The organism is Actinokineospora guangxiensis (assembly GCF_042657845.1).
Taxonomy (GTDB): domain Bacteria; phylum Actinomycetota; class Actinomycetes; order Mycobacteriales; family Pseudonocardiaceae; genus Actinokineospora; species Actinokineospora guangxiensis.
The window spans coordinates 208,307-224,341 of the sequence record NZ_JBHSKF010000001.1; the positions used below are offsets into that span (position 1 = coordinate 208,307).

The window sequence follows — 16,035 nt, forward strand, 5'->3', positions numbered from 1 at the left end:
GCTACCCGCCGGTACGGGGGGCTGGCGATACCCTGTGCGGCGTGCGGATCACCCACTTCGGCCACTCCTGCGTCCTGTTGGAGACCGGCACCGCCCGGCTGCTCGTCGACCCGGGCTGCTGGTCGCACGGCTTCGAGGACCTGCGCGACCTCGACGCCGTGCTGGTCACCCACAAACACGCCGACCACCTCGACGTCGACCGGCTCGCCGCGCTGCTGGCCGCCAACCCGCACGCCGAGCTGATCACCGACCCGGCGTCGGCCGTCGACCTCGCAGGACACGACGCGCGGGTGCTGCACGCGGGCGAGGACGCCGAGGTCGCGGGCGCGGCCATCGCCGCCGTCGGGGGCTCGCACGCGAGCATCCACCCCGAGGTCGAGGTGCCGCCGAACGTCGGCTACGTCATCGACCACGGCGCCTTCTACCACCCCGGCGACTCCCTGCACGTGCCCGAGCAGCGCGTCGACGTGCTCGGCCTGCCCACCGGCGCGCCCTGGCTGAAGCTGTCGGAGGCCGTCGACTTCTTCCGCGCCGTCGCGCCCAGGGCCGCGGTGCCCATCCACGAGATGACGCTCAGCCGCGCGGGCATCGACATCTCCCTGGCCCGCTTCGACGGCCTGGCCCCCGACGGCGCGAAGCTCGTCGTGCTCCCCCTGGCCGACACCACCGAGGTCTGAGTGCCCGAGCGCCGAAACCCCGGCGCGCGCGGTGCGCAGATAGACCCCGCACTCACCCGCGCGGAGCATCTTCGCCGCCCGCGCGTCCCGAACCGCCTCCGGTCCCCTCATTAGCCACGACGGGGCGGCCCCTGCACCCGCCCCGCGGACACATCGGAGGAAACGTGTTCCTGCGTTCACGCGCCCTGCGCGCCGCGGTCACCGCCGCGGTCGCCGGCGCCGGGGTCCTGGTGGCGGCCACCCCGGCCCAGGCCGCCCCGGCCGCGGGCAACCGCGCCTACCTGGTCATCACCGCCCCCGGCGACACCGCGGGGGCCAAGACGGCCATCGGCACCAACAACGGCACCGTCTGGGCCTCCTACGACGCCATCGGCGTCGTGGTCGCCCACTCGACCGCCACCGACTTCGCCACCCGCATGCGCTCGGTCACCGGGGTGCAGAAGGTCGGCGCGACCCGCACCTCCGACGTGCCCGCCGCGGCGGCCAACCCGGCCATCCCGGCGAACCCGTCGCAGGTCACCCCCGCAACCGGGGAGCCGGTGCGCTCGGACATGAGCCAGATCGGCGCGGACCGGGCCTGGGCGGTCAACCCGGGCTCGGCGAACGTCACCGTCGGCATCCTCGACACCGGCGTCGACGACCAGCACTACGACCTCAAGGCCAACTTCGACGCCGCGAACTCCGCCTCCTGCGCCTACGGCAAGCTCGACACCAGGACGGGCGCCTGGCGCGACACCGGCACCCACGGCACGCACGTCGCGGGCACCGTCGCCGCCGCCAAGAACGGCCGCGGCGCGGTCGGCGTGGCGCCCGGGGTGAAGATCGCCTCGGTGCGCATCGCGGAGAACCCGAGCGGGCTGTTCTTCCCGGAGAACACCATCTGCGCGTTCGTCTTCTCCGGCGACCGCGGCTTCGAGGTGACGAACAACAGCTACTACACCGACCCGTGGATGTTCAACTGCCCCAACAACCTCGACCAGGACGCGATCCTGGAAGGCGTCAAGCGGGCGGTGGACTACGCCGAGGGCAAGGGCGTGCTCAACGTCGCCGCGGCGGGCAACGAGAACTACAACCTGGCCAACAAGACCAGCGACTCCTCCAGCCCGAACGACTCCACCCCGGGCAACCGCACCATCAGCAACTCCTGCCTGAAGGTGCCCGGTGAGGTCTCCGGCGTCGTGAACGTCTCCTCGATCACCTCCGCGAACGGCAAGTCGTCGTTCTCCAACTTCGGCACCGACAAGATCGCCGTGGCCGCGCCCGGCGACAGCGTCTACTCCACCGTCCCGGGCGGGCGCTACTCCAGCATGTCCGGCACCTCGATGGCCTCCCCGCACGTCGCGGGCGTCGCCGCGCTGCTCAAGTCGGTCAACCCGTCGGCCACCCCGGCCCAGCTGCGCCAGCTGCTGGCCACCCAGGCCGACGACCTGTCCTGCTCCGACAGCCGCTGCCAGGGCACCACGGCGAAGAACAACTTCTTCGGCGAGGGCCGGGTGGACGCCTTCGCCGCGGTCGACACCGGTACCACCCCGCCCGGCGGCACCTTCGAGAACACCACCGACGTGACCATCCCGGACGCGGGCGCGGCGATCACCAGCTCCATCGCCGTCACCGGCCGCACCGGCAACGCGCCGTCGAACCTGCAGGTCGGCGTCGACATCCGCCACACCTACCGCGGTGACCTGGTCATCGACCTGATCGCCCCGGACGGCACCGCCTACCGGCTGAAGAACTCCAGCACGTCGGACTCCGCCGACAACGTGATCACCACCTACACGGTGAACGCCTCGTCGGAGGCCGCCAACGGCACCTGGAAGCTCCAGGTCCGCGACACCTACCGCAGCGACACCGGGTACATCAACTCCTGGAAGCTGACCTTCTGACGCCAGAGCGGCACGACGGCCCCCGCCCCGGCGGGGGCCGTCCCCGTTCCCGGGTAGGCCGATGCCGCCGCGCCCGCGGCGAGCGCGGCGTCCACCGCGGCGAGGAGGGTGTCGCGCCCGCCCGGCCGCGCGAGGTCGCCGGTGTCGGCGGCCAGCCGGACCAGTCCGCCGCGCCGGGCCGAGCGGCCCGCGGCCCGCACCACGGCGTGGCGCCACCACTGCTTGTCCAGGTGCTCCGGCCACGCGCCGACCGCCAGCACCCTGCCCCGATCCGCACCCCCGCCGACCAGGTCGCGCACGCCGAGCAGGTCGGCGCAGCGGGTGAAGCCCAGGGCATGCAGCGCGGTCAGCGTGCCGGGCGAGGCCAGCCAGCGCGGCGGGGCGAAGGCGCTCGTGCGCAGGCCCGCCCGGTCCAGGGCGGCCACGGCGGCGGTCAGGCGCAGCCCGGCCTCGTGCGCGGGCAGCCCCGCGAACTCCGCCTTCCTGCCCCGGCCGCGCGGCGCGGTGAGGTCGTAGCCGTGGGCGAGCACCGGCCGCCCGCGCGCCCAGTCGGCGACGTCGGGGTCGACGCCGCGCGGGGTGATGAGCACCGACAGCGGCGCCCCGCGCCGGTCGAGGTCGTCGGCGAGCGCGTCGGCGCTCGCCAGGCTCCGGGCACCGATCCCGGACAGGGACACCAGCAGGCGGGCCGTCATGGCGTCGAGGACACCGCACGCGGTTGACGCGCGGGTGGCCCCGGCGCTGACTCAGCCGATCCAGTCGGCGAACTCCCGGCCGGTCAGGCGCTCGTAGGCCTGCACGTAGCGGGCGCGGGTGTTGGCGACCACCTCGTCGGGCAGCGGCGGCGGAGGGCCGTCGGCGGCGCGGTCCCAGCCGGAGGCGGGCGAGGTCAGCCAGTCGCGGACGTACTGCTTGTCGTAGGAGGGCTGGGCCCGGCCGGGCTCCCAGGTCTCGGTCGGCCAGTAGCGCGAGGAGTCCGGGGTCAGCACCTCGTCGCCGAGCACGACCTCGCCGCCGCGCAGCCCGAGTTCGATCTTGGTGTCGGCGAGGATGATGCCCCGGTCCAGGGCGTGCGCGGCCGCGGTCCGGTAGATGTCCAGGGTCAGCGCGCGGACCCGCTCGGCCAGGTCCGCGCCGATGAGGCCGACCACGGCGCCGAAGTCGATGTTCTCGTCGTGCGCGCCGATCTCGGCCTTGGTGGCCGGGGTGAAGATCGGCTCGGGCAGCCGCGAGCCCTCGGTCAGGCCCTCGGGCAGCGCGACGCCGCAGACCGCGCCGGTGGCCCGGTAGTCGGCGGTGCCCGAGCCCGCCAGGTAGCCGCGCGCCACCGCCTCCACCGGCAGCATGTCCAGCCTGCGCACCAGCAGCGCCCGCCCGGCGACCTCGGTCGGGATGCGCGGGTCGTCGTAGGCGACCATGTGGTGCGGGACCGCGTTCTCCATGCTGTCGGCCAGCAGCTCGAACCAGAACACGCTCATCGCGGTGAGGACGCGGCCCTTGTCCGGGATCGGCGTGCTGAGCACGTGGTCGTAGGCGGAGACGCGGTCGGAGGCCACCATCAGCAGGTGGTCGTCGTCGACGGCGTAGAGCTCCCGCACTTTGCCTGCGGCGATCAGGGGGTACTCAGCGAGCGTGGCCACGTTCGCGCAGCTTAGCCGCCCCGGCGCAGCAGCCGCGTCAGACCCGTCGCCACGGTCGTGGCCAAGATCCACCCCAGCGCGATGAACACCGCCGAGATCCACTGCGAGACCCCGACGACGGTCCACTTGTTCTTGTGCCCGAAGTCCACGATCGGCACCAGCAGGTCCAATGTGTACAGCAGCGGGTTCCAGACCAGCTCGTCGTCGGTGTTGGACTCCGGCGGCTCGGGGATGGTGAAGAACCACACCGTGCCGATCACCAGGAAGGTGAGCAGCCACGTCAGCGCCCTGGTCGGGCGGTAGCCGTAGCCGACCGTGGCGCGCTGCATCCAGCTCCAGAGCCGGATGCCCGGCGCGGTGAACCGGGCGCCGTCGGCCAGGGCGGCGTAGCGGCGGCGCTGCTTCTCCACCAGCACCGTGGAGGCGTGCTCCTCGTTGCCCGCGTCGCGCAGCATGGCCGCGAGCTGCTCGTACGGGCCGGGGCTGTAGGTCTCGCGCAGGCCTTTGCGCAGCCAGCCCAGCCTGGTCAGCACCCGCTCGTCGTCATCCAGCGGGATGGGGTCGGCCAGGGACTCGTAGCGGAAGTCGTCCACCTCTATCCGGCCCTGGGCCGACCAGAACGCGGCGTTGTCCAGCAGCGAGGCGCACTTGGCGTGGGCGAGGTCGACGCGCCCGCGCGGCGGGGAGGCCACGGCCAGGCGCAGCTCCTGGGTCTGGAAGCCGAAGGCGTTGACCGTCATCGCGTTGTGGCTGTTGCCCAGCTCGGCGCCGGTGAAGTCGGTGACCTGCCCGACCTCGGCGCGGCGCAGCCGGATCTCGCCGTGGGCGGAGAACGGCTCGTCGCCCGCCGCGCAGATCAGGTCCCGGCCGACGCGGGCCACCCGCAGGTCCAGCGACGGCTTCACCGAGCCGTCGCGGTGGTAGACGCCGGGGGCGAGCAGCCTGCTGCCGCGCAGGTCCAGGTTGGCCTCGATCTTGGCCCCGGACAGCAGCACCGAGCCGAACACCAGCACCGCGCGGGCGTCGAGGTTGCCGCCGACGCTGAAGCGCCTGCCCTCCACCGCGTCGCCGCCGCGGTTGCTGATCACCGCGCGGTCGAACAGCGCGCTGCCCTGCACCGCCACCTCGACCAGCCGCACCTGCCCGGCCACCCGCATGTCGCGGGCGTCGATGTTGCTGCCGACGGCGGTGCCGTCCAGGTGCAGCGAGCGATCGGAGTACGGGCCCGCCTTGACGCCCATCTCCACGAACTCCTCGTGCCCGCCGGAGAGGTCGACGCGGGAGGCGGCCAGGCGCAGCGAGCCGCCGATCGTGGCGTTGACGATGCGCACGGTGCCGGTGCTGGTGAACCCGCGGTCGAGGTTCACATTGCCATCCACTTTGGACCGGTCCGCGACGAGGGTGGCGTTGGGGTCGAAGAACGGGTCGTCCGGCGGCACCGCGCGGGAGTGCTCGGTCCTCGGCGAGAGCCGCGCGCCGCGCATCGACAGGTCGCTCTCCACCCGCGCGGTCGGCAGGAAGACCTGGCCGACGCTGCGGAACGGGTTGCCCTGCGGGCAGACGGTGAAGTACAGGTTGCCGCCGACCTGCATGCCGTTGCCGTTGAGCGCGAAGCCCTTCGGGTTGTCCAGCACCGCGCCCGCGAAGTTGACGTTGCCGCCGGTGCGCAGGCCCGGCAGCCGGATCTCGCCCTTGGCCGAGAGCCGCGCGGCCAGCAGCGCGCCCGCGGCCTGCAGCCGGTCGCCGTGCAGCGCGGGCCTGCCGTTGCGGCTGACCAGCGTGCTGTCGCGCAGCACCACGGTGCCGCGCACGTCGGCGTCGGTCAGGTCGACGGTGCCGCGCACGAACGTGCGCAGCAGCACCAGGTCGTTGTCGGTGCGCAGGTTGCGCGCCTGCAGGCCGGGCAGCACGCAGTCGTGGAACTCGATCCCGGCGAGCTTGCCCTGGCGCAGGTCGGGGGCGTTCTCGAAGCGACAGCGCTCGAACTCCAGCAGCGCGAACTCGGTGTTGCGCAGGTCGAGGGTGCCGGTGATGTAGCGGTCGGCCCACTTCAGCACGGCGGGGGTGGCCAGTCTGCGCCTGCGCAGCACGCCGCCGCTGTCCTGCTCTGCCGTGCGCCGCAGCACCTCGGCCGCGGTGATGTGCGCCCAGGCCGGGGGGTGCTCGTCGTGCGGGTCCAGCCTGCGCTCGCCGTCGCTGCTCGTCATCGCGGAACCACCCCCTGTAGTCGCCCGGCAGGTCGATCATAGAGATCGACCCGCGCCCTGGGCAGGGGTTTGGTCGCGATGGGCAACCGACCTACCCCTCGGCGGCCGCTTTGAGCCGGGCCAGCGTGGTGGCGATATTGGCCTGGTTGCGGGCCTTGCGGTCGGTCACCCCGGTGGCCAGCACGGTCAGCGGGCGGAACCACCCGGGCCGCAGGTCCCAGGCGCTCTCCACGACCCGGCAGCCGGACTCGGTCGGGGTGATCTCATAGGCCCACTCCGACACCGGCAGCCCCATCGAGCTGACCCGGAAGGCGAACTTGTCGGGGGCGGCGGCGGTCACGGTGGCGACGGTGGTCCAGAACCGCACGCCGCGCCGGTTCGAGCCGCGGAAACGCGCGCCCACCCGGGCGATGGTGTCGCGGCCCAGCCAGCGCCCGCCTGCGAACTCCTCGGCCATCCTCGCCATCGCGGGCAGATCGCTGACCAGCTCGTACACGCGCGCCGCCGAGGCCGAGACGGCGATCTGGCCCTGTGCGTCAGGTGTGCTCACAGGGCCAGATCCTACCGACGGGTAACTTCTTTGCCAGGCCGCGCTCACAGAACCTTGCTCAGGAAGGACTTCGTCCGCTCGTGCTGGGGGCTGGTCAGCACGTCGCGCGGGTGGCCGTGCTCGACCACGACGCCCTCGTCCATGAAGACCAGCGAGTCACCGACCTCCCTGGCGAAGCCCATCTCGTGGGTCACCACGACCATCGTCATGCCCTGCTCGGCCAGGTCCCGCATGACGGCGAGCACGTCGCCCACCAGCTCCGGGTCCAGCGCCGAGGTCGGCTCGTCGAAGAGCATCAGCTTCGGCTCCATCGCCAGCGCCCTGGCGATGGCGACGCGCTGCTGCTGGCCGCCGGAGAGCTGGTTGGGGTAGGCGGCGGCCTTGTCACCCAGGCCGACCTGCTCCAGCAGCTCGACCCCCCGCGCCCTGGCCTGCGCCTTGCTCTTGCCCAGCACACCGATCGGCGCCTCGATGACGTTGCCCAGCGCCGTCATGTGCGGGAACAGGTTGAACCGCTGGAACACCATGCCGATGGAGCGCCGCTTGAACGCGACCTCGCTCTCCTTCAGCTCGTAGAGCTTGTCCCCGCCCTTGCGGTAGCCGACCAGCTCGCCGTCGACGTACAGCTCGCCCGCGTCCACCTTCTCCAGGTGGTTGATGCAGCGCAGGAACGTCGACTTGCCCGAGCCCGACGGCCCGATCAGGCACATGACCTCACCGGAGGCCACCTCCAGATCGATCCCGCGCAGCACGTCGAGCCTGCCGTAGCTCTTGCACACGCCCACGGCGCGCACCACCGGGGTGCCGGTCTCGGTCATACTCGATCACTCCCCGAGGCGAGCAGCCGGTTCACCAGTCCGCGCTGGGCCTTCACCGAGCGGCTGGTGCCCCGCGAGTAGCGCTTCTCGATCTGCATCTGGACCACGGTCAGCGCCGAGGTCAGCGCCAGGTACCAGAGCGCCGCGGTGATCAGCAGCGGGATGGTCTGGAAGTTGCGCGAGTAGATCGTCTGCGCGGCGACCATCAGCTCGTAGTACCCGATGACGATCACCAGCGACGTGGTTTTCAGCATCGAGATCGTCTGGTTGCCGGTCGGCGGGATGATCACCCGCATGGCCTGCGGCAGCACGATCCGGCGCAGCACGCGGCCGCGGGTCATGCCCAGCGCGCCCGCCGCCTCGGTCTGGCCCTCGTCCACCGACTGGATGCCGCCGCGCACGATCTCGGCCATGTAGGCCGCCTCGTTCAGCCCGAGCCCGAGCAGGGCCGCGTAGAACTGGGTGATCAGCACGTTGGTGTCCCAGGAGACGAACTCCGGGCCGCCGAAGGGCACGCCGAGCCCGATCCTGGGGAACAGCGCGGCGAAGAAGAACCAGAAGATCAGCTGGGTGATCAGCGGCGTGCCGCGGAACAGCCAGATGTAGGCGCTGGCCACGCCCGCGGCCAGCGGGTTGCCAGAGAGCCGCATGATCGCCAGCAGGATGCCGCCGAACACGCCGATCAGCATCGAGAGCACTGTCAGGACCAGCGTGTTCTGCAGGCCCCGGATGATGCGCTCGTCGAACAGGTAGTCCCAGACCACCGGCCAGCCGAAATTGTCGTTGGTGACGACGCTGACCCCGGCCTGGGCGATGAGGACCGCGAGGATCGCGCCGGTGACCCACCGCCAGGGATGGCGCACCGGCACGACCTTCAGCGGCTGCTCCTGCGACATCAGCCCGCCGGTGCGGGGTTGACCTCGGCGGTCGGGATGCCGCCGCCCTGCACGCCCCACGCCTCCAGGATCTTGGTGTAGGTGCCGTCGTCGATCAGGGCCTGCAGCGCGCCCTGCACCGCCTTGGCGTAGTCGCCCTTGCCCTTGGGCACGATGATCCCGTACGGCGCGGTGTCGTACGGGGCGCCCGCGGTCTCCAGGGTGCCCTCGGTCTGCTTGACGGCGTAGTCGATGACCGGCGAGTCGGCCAGCATGGCCTGCGCGCGCTTGGCGGTCAGCGCCAGCGTCACGTCGGTCTGGTTCTGGAACTGGGTGACGGTGATCTCGGGCTTGCCCGCGCCGGTGCACTCGGCGGACTTCTTCTCCAGGTCCTCGACCTGGACGGTGCCCTTCTGCACGGCCACGTTCTTGCCGCACAGGTCATCGATGCTGATGCCGTCCGGGTTGCCCTTGAGCACGGCCATCGAGGTGCCCGCGCTGAAGTAGGACACCATGTCGACCTGCTGGAGGCGGTCGGCGTTGATCGTGAACGACGACATGGCCAGCTCGTACTTGCCCGAGGTCAGGCCGGGGATGATGCCGTCGAAGGCGGAGTTCTGGTACTCCATCGTCAGACCGAGCTTCGCCGCGATGGCGTTGCCGAGGTCGATGTCCATGCCGACGGCCTTGTCCTGCTCGTCGATGAACTCGTTCGGCGGGTAGCTCTGGTCCTGCCCTACGACGATCTTCCCGTCGCTGGCGATGTCGGTCGGCACCATGGCGGCCAGCGCCGGGTCCTTCGCCACCGAGGGGGCTGCCGAGGTGGGGTTGGCCGGGGCGCCGCCCGGGTCTTCCGGGGCGCCGCTGCCACTCGCGCCACACGCGGTCACAGCGAGCGCGAGAGCCGCCAGCCCGGTGGTCACCTGGCTCAGCCTGCGGAACTGTCGTCGGGACACCATCTACTCCTCGTGTCTGGTTAACCGGAGTGGTGGGGATACTGCCACCCGATCGGCGGTCAGCGCAGCACGGCCTTGGTTACGGACGCATCACCTTCGGTGGTGGATTATTTCCCGCTCGTGCCGGGCCAGCCCGCAATAAGTACGGCGACCAGCGCCGTCCAGCCCGTCTGGTGGGCCGCGCCGAGGCCCTCACCGGTGTCTCCGTCGAAGTACTCACTGAACGTGACGTGCTCGCGCCAGCGCTCACCCGGCCGCGCCTCGACGCGGTCGCCGTCGGCAGGCCTGCGGCCGTCCGGGCCGGGCAGGAACAGCCCGGCGAGTCTGCGCTGCAGCTCGCGCGCCGCCTCACCGGCGGTGACCTGGGTGCCCGAACCGGTCGGCAGCTCCACCTGCAGGTCCTTGCCGTGGAAGGCGTCGAGCACGTGCAGCGACTGCACCAGCAGCGCGTTGGTGGGAAACCAGATCGGGCCGCGCCAGTTGGAGTTGCCGCCGAACATCGGCGTGCTGGACTCCCCCGGCTCGTAGGCGATGCGGTGCGGCCAGCCGTCGATGTGCACGTCCACGCCGTCGCGGTGGGCCGCGGAGAGCGAGCGCACCCCGTGCGCGGAGAGGAACTCGCCCTCGTCGAACATCCGGCGCAGCACCCGGCGCAGCTTGCGCGTGTCCAGCAGCGTCAGCAGCGCGCTGCGCTCGCCGTCGGTGTGCCAGGTCAGGAACTGGCCGAAGGCGGGCTGGCGGCGCAGCAGGAAGTTCAGCCGCTCGGCGAAGTTCGGCAGCTCGGTGAACACCCACGCGGGCAGCGGCGCGACGGCGAACAGCGGGATCAGGCCCACCATCGAGCGCACCCGCACCGGGTGCGACTCCACGCCGCCGTCGGGGCGCACCCGGGAGAGCAGGTCGTAGCAGAACCCGTCCTCCTCGTCCCAGATCGGCCGGTCGGCCGAGCCGAAGTGGGTCGAGGCGTGCGCGATCGACAGGAAGTGCTCGACGAACTTCGTCGCCACGTCCTCGTAGGCCTCGTCCGCGCGGGCGAGTTCCAGCGCCATCTGCATCAGGTGCAGCGCGTAGGTCGCCATCCACGAGGTCGCGTCGGACTGCTCCAGGCGCCACCCGCCCGGCAGCGGCTCGGAGCGGTTGACCGGGCCGATGTTGTCCATGCCGAGGAAGCCGCCCTCGAACAGGTAGTTGCCCTCGGGGTCCTTGCGGTTGACCCACCACGAGAAGTTCAGCAGCAGCTTGTGGAACACCCTGGCCAGGAACACCCGGTCGCCCTCGCCGGTCGCGGCCTGCTCGGCCCGGTAGACCTGCAGCGCCGCCCAGGCGTGCACCGGCGGGTTGACGTCGCCGAAGGCCCACTCGTAGGCCGGGAGCTGGCCGTTGGGGTGCATCAGCCACTCCCGGCACAGCAGCAGGATCTGGTCCTTGGCGAAGGCCGGGTCGACCACGGCGAAGGGCACCATGTGGAAGGCCAGGTCCCACGCGGCGAACCACGGGTACTCCCACTCGTCGGGCATGGACAGCACGTCGGAGACGTCCACGTGCTTCCAGTGCGCGTTGCGCCCGCCGAGCCGCTCGCCGGGGGCGGGCGGGTGCGCGGGATCGCCGTCGAGCCATTCCCTGACGCGGAAGCGGTAGTGCTGCTTGGTCCACAAGAGACCGGCGTAGGCGCGGCGCACGACGGTGCGCTCGTCGGCGTCGAGGTGGCCGGCCAGCTCGTCGTAGAACTCCTCGGCCTCGGCCTCGCGCTCGGCCATCGCCGCGGCGAACGTGCGCCCGAAGGCCGCGCCGTGCCCGTCGCCCGCGACCAGGCGCAGCTTGACCGTCACCGTCTCGCCGGGGGCGACCTCGGCGAAGCGGTACCAGCCCGCCGCCTTCGTGCCCGGCTGCGAGGCCGTGCCGGGGGGCGGGACCTGGCAGGCATCGATCATCTGGCTGACGATGTGGTCGCCGATGCCGGACTTGGTGTAGCGGCTGGGGTTCACCGGCCGGTCGAACAGCGCGGCCTCGTCGGTCTCGTTGTCGGTCACCAGCAGCGTCGGCTCGCCGTCGAACTGCAGCGTGTAGCGGCCCAGCAGCGCGTGCTCGGCCAGCACCCGGCTCCAGCCGCCCGCGCTGGAGGCGATCAGTGCGGGCCTGCGCGCGTCCCGGCCCCACGACCAGGTGTTGCGGAACCAGAACTGCGGCACCAGGTGCAGCGGTGCGGGGTCGGGCCCGTGGTTGGTCGCCGCGATCTCCACGCACAGGTCATCGGGACCCGCCTTGGCGTAGGTGACGCGGATGTCGAAGAAGCGGTCGTCGTCGAGCACCCCGGTGTCCGACAGCTCCGGCTCGCGCGCGCCCCGCCCGGCGCGCGCGGCCATCTCGCGCAGCTCGGCGTAGGGGAAGGCGGCCTGCGGATAGCGGTAGACGCAGCGCATCCAGGAGTGCGTCGGCGTCCCGTCGGTGATCCACCAGTGCTCCTTGGCGTCCTCACCGTGGTTGCCCTCGGCGTTGGACAGCCCGAAGTACCGCTCCTTCAGGATCTCGTCGCGCCCGTTCCACACCGCCACCGCGAAGTTCAGGAACCCGTGCCGGTCGCACACCCCGGCGATCCCGTCCTCCCCCCACCGGTAGGCCCGCGACCGCGCCTGCTCGAACGGGAAGTACCCCCAGGCGTCCCCGTTCGCCGAGTAGTCCTCCCGCACCGTGCCCCACTGCCGGGCAGACAGATATGGCCCCCACAGCCGCCACGGCGCCTGCGCGGACCCGGACCCCGCCAACCGCTCCCGCTCGCTCATCCCAGCCAGTGTGCGGGATCACGCTGATATGAGATCTACGCCATAGGGTTGGCGGTGGTCCTTCTGCACAGCACCGGAGGTTTGACGTGCGCCACGTGGGTGCCTTCGCCCTGCTCACCGTCGTTTTGGCGGCCTGCGGTTCCCCCGAGACATCCGGTGATGGGCCGACTCCGTCGGCCCAGCCGCCCTCCCTGGCCCCCACCGACTTCCAGGCCCCGGCGGTGACCACCCCCCTGGACACCGCCCGCCTGCAGAAGGCGCCGTGCGACTCCCTGACCCCCGAACACCTCTCCTCCCTGGGCGCGGCCGACGGCGCGGAACAGCGCAACCAGGGCGGCCTCACGTGCCGCTGGACCTACGGCGGCGACGGCGCCGTAACCGTCCTCTGGTCCGCCGAAGCGGGCTTGGACGCCGTCTACCAGACCCGCCAGCTCTCCGCCTACTTCGAGCCCCTCCCCGAACTCGACGGCTACCCCGCCGTCACCTCCGAACGCCACGACAACCGCCCCACCGGCGCCTGCTCCATCCACGTCGGCACCGCCGAGACCACCATGTTCACCGTTTCGGTCCAACAGCCCCGCACCCAGGTCGACACCCCGTGCTCGACCGCGACAGCCGCTGCGTCCGTGGTCCTCGCGACCGCTGAGAACGGGTGAATCCCCAGGTCATCGGACGCTGACTTTCCCGATACCCCCAGAGTCCGATTACAGATGTCGTACGCTCTGTCTCACAGGGTGAGCACCAGGGGGGTCTCTTCACCATGCAACCTGCCTTCGACAGCATCCAGGCATCGCTGGCACCCATCGCCGGCGCAGCACCCACGCCGCAGCCGCCGAGCCAGATCGGCTTGGTCGGCGGCACGGGCAAGTTCTCCTTCTCCCCGGACGAGATCAGGGCGATCGCCAAGGAGTGGAGGGAACTCGCGGACGAGTACCAGCTCTCGATCAAGCGTGTCGAGGGGTGGCAGATGGCCCGACCCTCCGGCAGCGAGTGGGTCAGCGAGCACTACGCCGCGAAGACGTGCTTCTCGGGCAACCGCTACCTGACGTCTCTGGAAGAGAAGCACAAGTACTGCCTCCAGCAGGCCGTGAAGTTCACCAACTCGCTGAACAGGTACCTCGGCGTCGAACAGATCACCGCCGAAGGACTGATGAAGATCGACGCGCCCGCCTCGAAGCCCGGAGGAATCTGACGTGCGTCTCGCCGCCCCGGCAGTGCTGATGGCCTGCCTGCTCTCCGGCTGCTCCACCACCGACAAGGGCAGCCCCGTGCCCACCGACGACATCGCGACCACGACCCTCCCGCGGACCCGCACAGCCGAGCCGACCGGGCCGGACCAGGGCACGCCCCAGGTGTCGAACCCGCTCGACGTCTCGGCGTTCGCCGCCGACCCGTGCACCTCCATCACCAAGGCGCAGGCGGGCGCTCTCGGCGTCGCGCACCCCGGGGTCGGGGAACCCGCCGTCGGGGGCAAGGCGTGCTTGTGGCGCAACGAGTCGGGGGGCAGCGTGCTGCTCTCCGTCGTCACCGCGAACGGGCTCGACGGCGTCTACGGCGCGAAGGCCCGCGGCGAGCTGGCGGTCTTCGAGGAGCTGCCGCCGGTCGAGGGCTTCCCCGCCGTGGTGGCCAACAAGGTCGACCTGCGCGACACCGGCGACTGCACCGTGTGGGTCGGCACCTCCGACGAGGAGATGGTCGGGGTCGCTCTCGGGCAGTCCCGCGACAAGGTCGGGGACAAGGACCCGTGCCTGGTCGCCGCGTCGGTCGCCAGCCAGGTCATCACCACGATGAAGGCGGGCTGACATGACCGGGATGAGCGGGTACGAGATCTACCACGCGCTGCACGGCGGTCCCGGGTCGTCAGCCCTCCGGGAGGTGCACGACATCACCGTGGCCGAGGCCAAACACGAGCTGGAGAGAGCGAAGCGGATCACGGCGCTGGGCATGAAGATCGAGTCCGGCTGGCAGGGCTCGGCGGGCGCGGCGGCGTTCGGGGCGGCGTACCCCATCGCGCGGGTGAGCAGTATCGGCGTGGCCAACCTCGAGCGCACGGACCAGTTGCTCGACCAGCAGGCGCATTCCTTCGACTCGGCCAAGGGGAACGTCGTGCCGGTCGCGGAGAGGGCGCCGGAGACGGGCTTCCTCGACGACATCGCGCCGTGGTCCACCGACACCGAGACCGAGTACGCCCGCCACCAGGCCAAGTCCGAGCACAACATCCGCGTCTACGACCAGTACGACATGGCGAGCTGGGACAACGAGTCCGCGCTCCCCACGGACTACCCAAGCTTGGACGGTTGGGATGGCGAGATCGTTGTCGACCCGCCGGAGCGGACCCCGCCGCCGGGCGGTCCCGGTGACCGCGACGACGTGACACCGCCCGGCGGTGGGGACCGGGGCGAGGGGCGGGTGACGCCGCCGCCGGTGGTCGGGGACGAGCGGACTCGGCCGCAGTTGGTCGATGACGGGACGACGCTGCCGCAGCAGGTGGACTCCAAGGTCGTGCAGCCCGGCAGGCTCCCGGTGGTTCCACCGGTCACCCCGCCGCCCGGACCGACCACCTTCCCGCCCTACCTCCCGCAGGGCCTGGGATCAGGTTCCGGTGGCGCGGGACGAGGAGCCGCGGGCACAGCCGGTGGCAGGCCAGGAGGCGCAGGCGGGATCGGGGGCAGGCCAGGCGGGATCGGCCCCGGTGCCCTGGGCGCGGAGGGCAGGTCTCACGGGCAGGCCGACCCGCACGCGCGCGGCCAAGGGGCTCAGGGCGGCGGGCGAGGCGGCATGGGCGGTGCGGGTGGTGGCGCGCGCGGCCAGGGCGGGGAGGACGAGGAGCACACCCGCGCCTCGTTCCTGCAGGAGGACGACCCGGAGGCGATCTTCGGCACCGACCAGGTGACCGCGCCGCCCGTGATCGGGGGGTAGGCGGTGAAGGCGGAACTGTCGGTGGCGGCGCTGTACCGGCTGCTGAAGCAGTTGGACCTCGGCGAGCCGCACCCGCTGTTCACCGGCGGCGAGCGCTACTACTCGCCGCGGTTTCAGCAGGAGGCGGACGCGGAGTTCCGCGCCGCCCTCACCGCGGCCGGGGTCGCCGGGCGTGACGGGCTCGATCACGGGTTCGTGGAGCTGCTGACGGTGATGCAGCGCGGGCAGGTCGAGTACTACGGGTGGCTGCACGACGCCGAGGGGCCGTATTCGGTGCTCACCGCCGCCGCCGGGCGGGTCGGGGTGCTGGCCGAGCGGATCGGCGACACCGTCACCGTCGAGCCGGTGGAGGCCGCGCGGCTGCTCGACGCGTTCCTCTACCGGCTGCCGAGCACCCCGCCCGCCCGGGGTGAGGCGCTGTCGGTGCGCGTGCAGGACCTCGCCGACGGCGACGGCTTCGGGCGCCGACTGCCGCCCCCGGCGCGCAGGCTGGAGGCGCTGCTCAAGACCGAGCGCACCGGCGGCGGCAAGCTCTACACCGCGCGCCGCGACCCGCGCGGCAGGCGGGTCAGGGCGACGGCGTGGGTGGACGTCATCGACGTGGCCGCCGGGCGGTGGGCGCTCTACCGGGTGGCCGGGCGCGGTGAGCCGTTCGTCACCGCTGTCCCCGGGACGACGCAGGTGATCGGCAAACGGCTCGCGGAGCTGCAATCCGGCCTCCACTAGGCTC

At 71.8% G+C, this 16,035-nt stretch carries 15 protein-coding genes; 7 read left to right on the top strand and 8 right to left on the bottom strand.

From position 1 onward, the window contains the following. Positions 1–41 precede the first annotated feature (41 nt). Positions 42–677, top strand: a complete 636-nt coding sequence (locus ACFPM7_RS01025) for an MBL fold metallo-hydrolase (RefSeq protein WP_378242719.1) — start codon at positions 42–44, stop codon at positions 675–677. 164 nt (positions 678–841) lie between these two features. After that, positions 842–2,560: a S8 family peptidase gene (locus tag ACFPM7_RS01030; RefSeq protein ID WP_378242721.1), complete on the top strand. Its 1,719-nt coding sequence runs from the start codon at positions 842–844 to the stop codon at positions 2,558–2,560. Here ACFPM7_RS01030 and ACFPM7_RS01035 read toward each other — a convergent pair. From ACFPM7_RS01035 to ACFPM7_RS01070, 8 genes are all read right to left on the bottom strand, one after another. Beyond that, positions 2,512–3,255 (bottom strand): DUF2334 domain-containing protein, encoded by a 744-nt coding sequence (locus tag ACFPM7_RS01035; protein WP_378242723.1) that lies wholly within the window; start codon positions 3,253–3,255, stop codon positions 2,512–2,514. The two genes, ACFPM7_RS01030 and ACFPM7_RS01035, sit on opposite strands and share 49 nt — an antisense overlap. A 51-nt stretch (positions 3,256–3,306) precedes the next feature. Further along, positions 3,307–4,200 carry a phosphoribosylaminoimidazolesuccinocarboxamide synthase gene (locus ACFPM7_RS01040; protein WP_378242726.1) on the bottom strand — a complete coding sequence of 298 codons (894 nt, stop codon included), beginning with the start codon at positions 4,198–4,200 and terminating at the stop codon, positions 3,307–3,309. Between the two features lie 11 nt (positions 4,201–4,211). Further along, entirely contained in the window at positions 4,212–6,407 is a 2,196-nt protein-coding gene (locus ACFPM7_RS01045; protein WP_378242728.1) for a hypothetical protein, read from the bottom strand. A gap of 91 nt (positions 6,408–6,498) precedes the next feature. After that, complete coding sequence (locus ACFPM7_RS01050; protein ID WP_378242730.1) at positions 6,499–6,957, bottom strand: SRPBCC family protein; 459 nt, start codon at positions 6,955–6,957, stop codon at positions 6,499–6,501. 44 nt (positions 6,958–7,001) lie between these two features. Continuing rightward, the gene (locus ACFPM7_RS01055) at positions 7,002–7,775 is read right to left on the bottom strand and encodes an amino acid ABC transporter ATP-binding protein (protein ID WP_378242732.1); all 774 of its coding nucleotides are present in this window, start codon (positions 7,773–7,775) and stop codon (positions 7,002–7,004) included. Next, complete coding sequence (locus ACFPM7_RS01060; protein ID WP_378242734.1) at positions 7,772–8,671, bottom strand: amino acid ABC transporter permease; 900 nt, start codon at positions 8,669–8,671, stop codon at positions 7,772–7,774. The genes ACFPM7_RS01055 and ACFPM7_RS01060 overlap by 4 nt, the downstream gene beginning before the upstream one ends. Then, positions 8,671–9,606, bottom strand: coding sequence for an ABC transporter substrate-binding protein (locus ACFPM7_RS01065; RefSeq protein ID WP_378242736.1), 936 nt, complete (start codon positions 9,604–9,606; stop codon positions 8,671–8,673). The genes ACFPM7_RS01060 and ACFPM7_RS01065 overlap by 1 nt, the downstream gene beginning before the upstream one ends. Before the next feature lie 107 nt (positions 9,607–9,713). After that, the gene (locus ACFPM7_RS01070) at positions 9,714–12,386 is read right to left on the bottom strand and encodes an MGH1-like glycoside hydrolase domain-containing protein (RefSeq protein ID WP_378242738.1); all 2,673 of its coding nucleotides are present in this window, start codon (positions 12,384–12,386) and stop codon (positions 9,714–9,716) included. Between the two features lie 86 nt (positions 12,387–12,472). Between ACFPM7_RS01070 and ACFPM7_RS01075 the strand changes: the two genes are divergently transcribed. The 5 genes from ACFPM7_RS01075 to ACFPM7_RS01095 all read left to right on the top strand — a co-directional run bounded on the left by ACFPM7_RS01075 (position 12,473) and on the right by ACFPM7_RS01095 (position 16,031). Then, positions 12,473–13,042, top strand: a complete 570-nt coding sequence (locus ACFPM7_RS01075; RefSeq protein ID WP_378242740.1) for a DUF3558 domain-containing protein — start codon at positions 12,473–12,475, stop codon at positions 13,040–13,042. Between the two features lie 104 nt (positions 13,043–13,146). Further along, positions 13,147–13,578, top strand: a complete 432-nt coding sequence (locus ACFPM7_RS01080; protein WP_378242742.1) for a hypothetical protein — start codon at positions 13,147–13,149, stop codon at positions 13,576–13,578. 1 nt (position 13,579) lies between these two features. Beyond that, entirely contained in the window at positions 13,580–14,188 is a 609-nt protein-coding gene (locus ACFPM7_RS01085; protein ID WP_378242744.1) for a DUF3558 domain-containing protein, read from the top strand. 10 nt (positions 14,189–14,198) lie between these two features. After that, positions 14,199–15,305 (top strand): hypothetical protein, encoded by a 1,107-nt coding sequence (locus tag ACFPM7_RS01090; protein ID WP_378242746.1) that lies wholly within the window; start codon positions 14,199–14,201, stop codon positions 15,303–15,305. Positions 15,306–15,308: 3 nt separating this feature from the next. Continuing rightward, a complete protein-coding gene (locus ACFPM7_RS01095) occupies positions 15,309–16,031 on the top strand; it encodes an ESX secretion-associated protein EspG (RefSeq protein ID WP_378242748.1) in 723 nt (240 codons plus the stop codon). Positions 16,032–16,035: the final 4 nt, after the last annotated feature.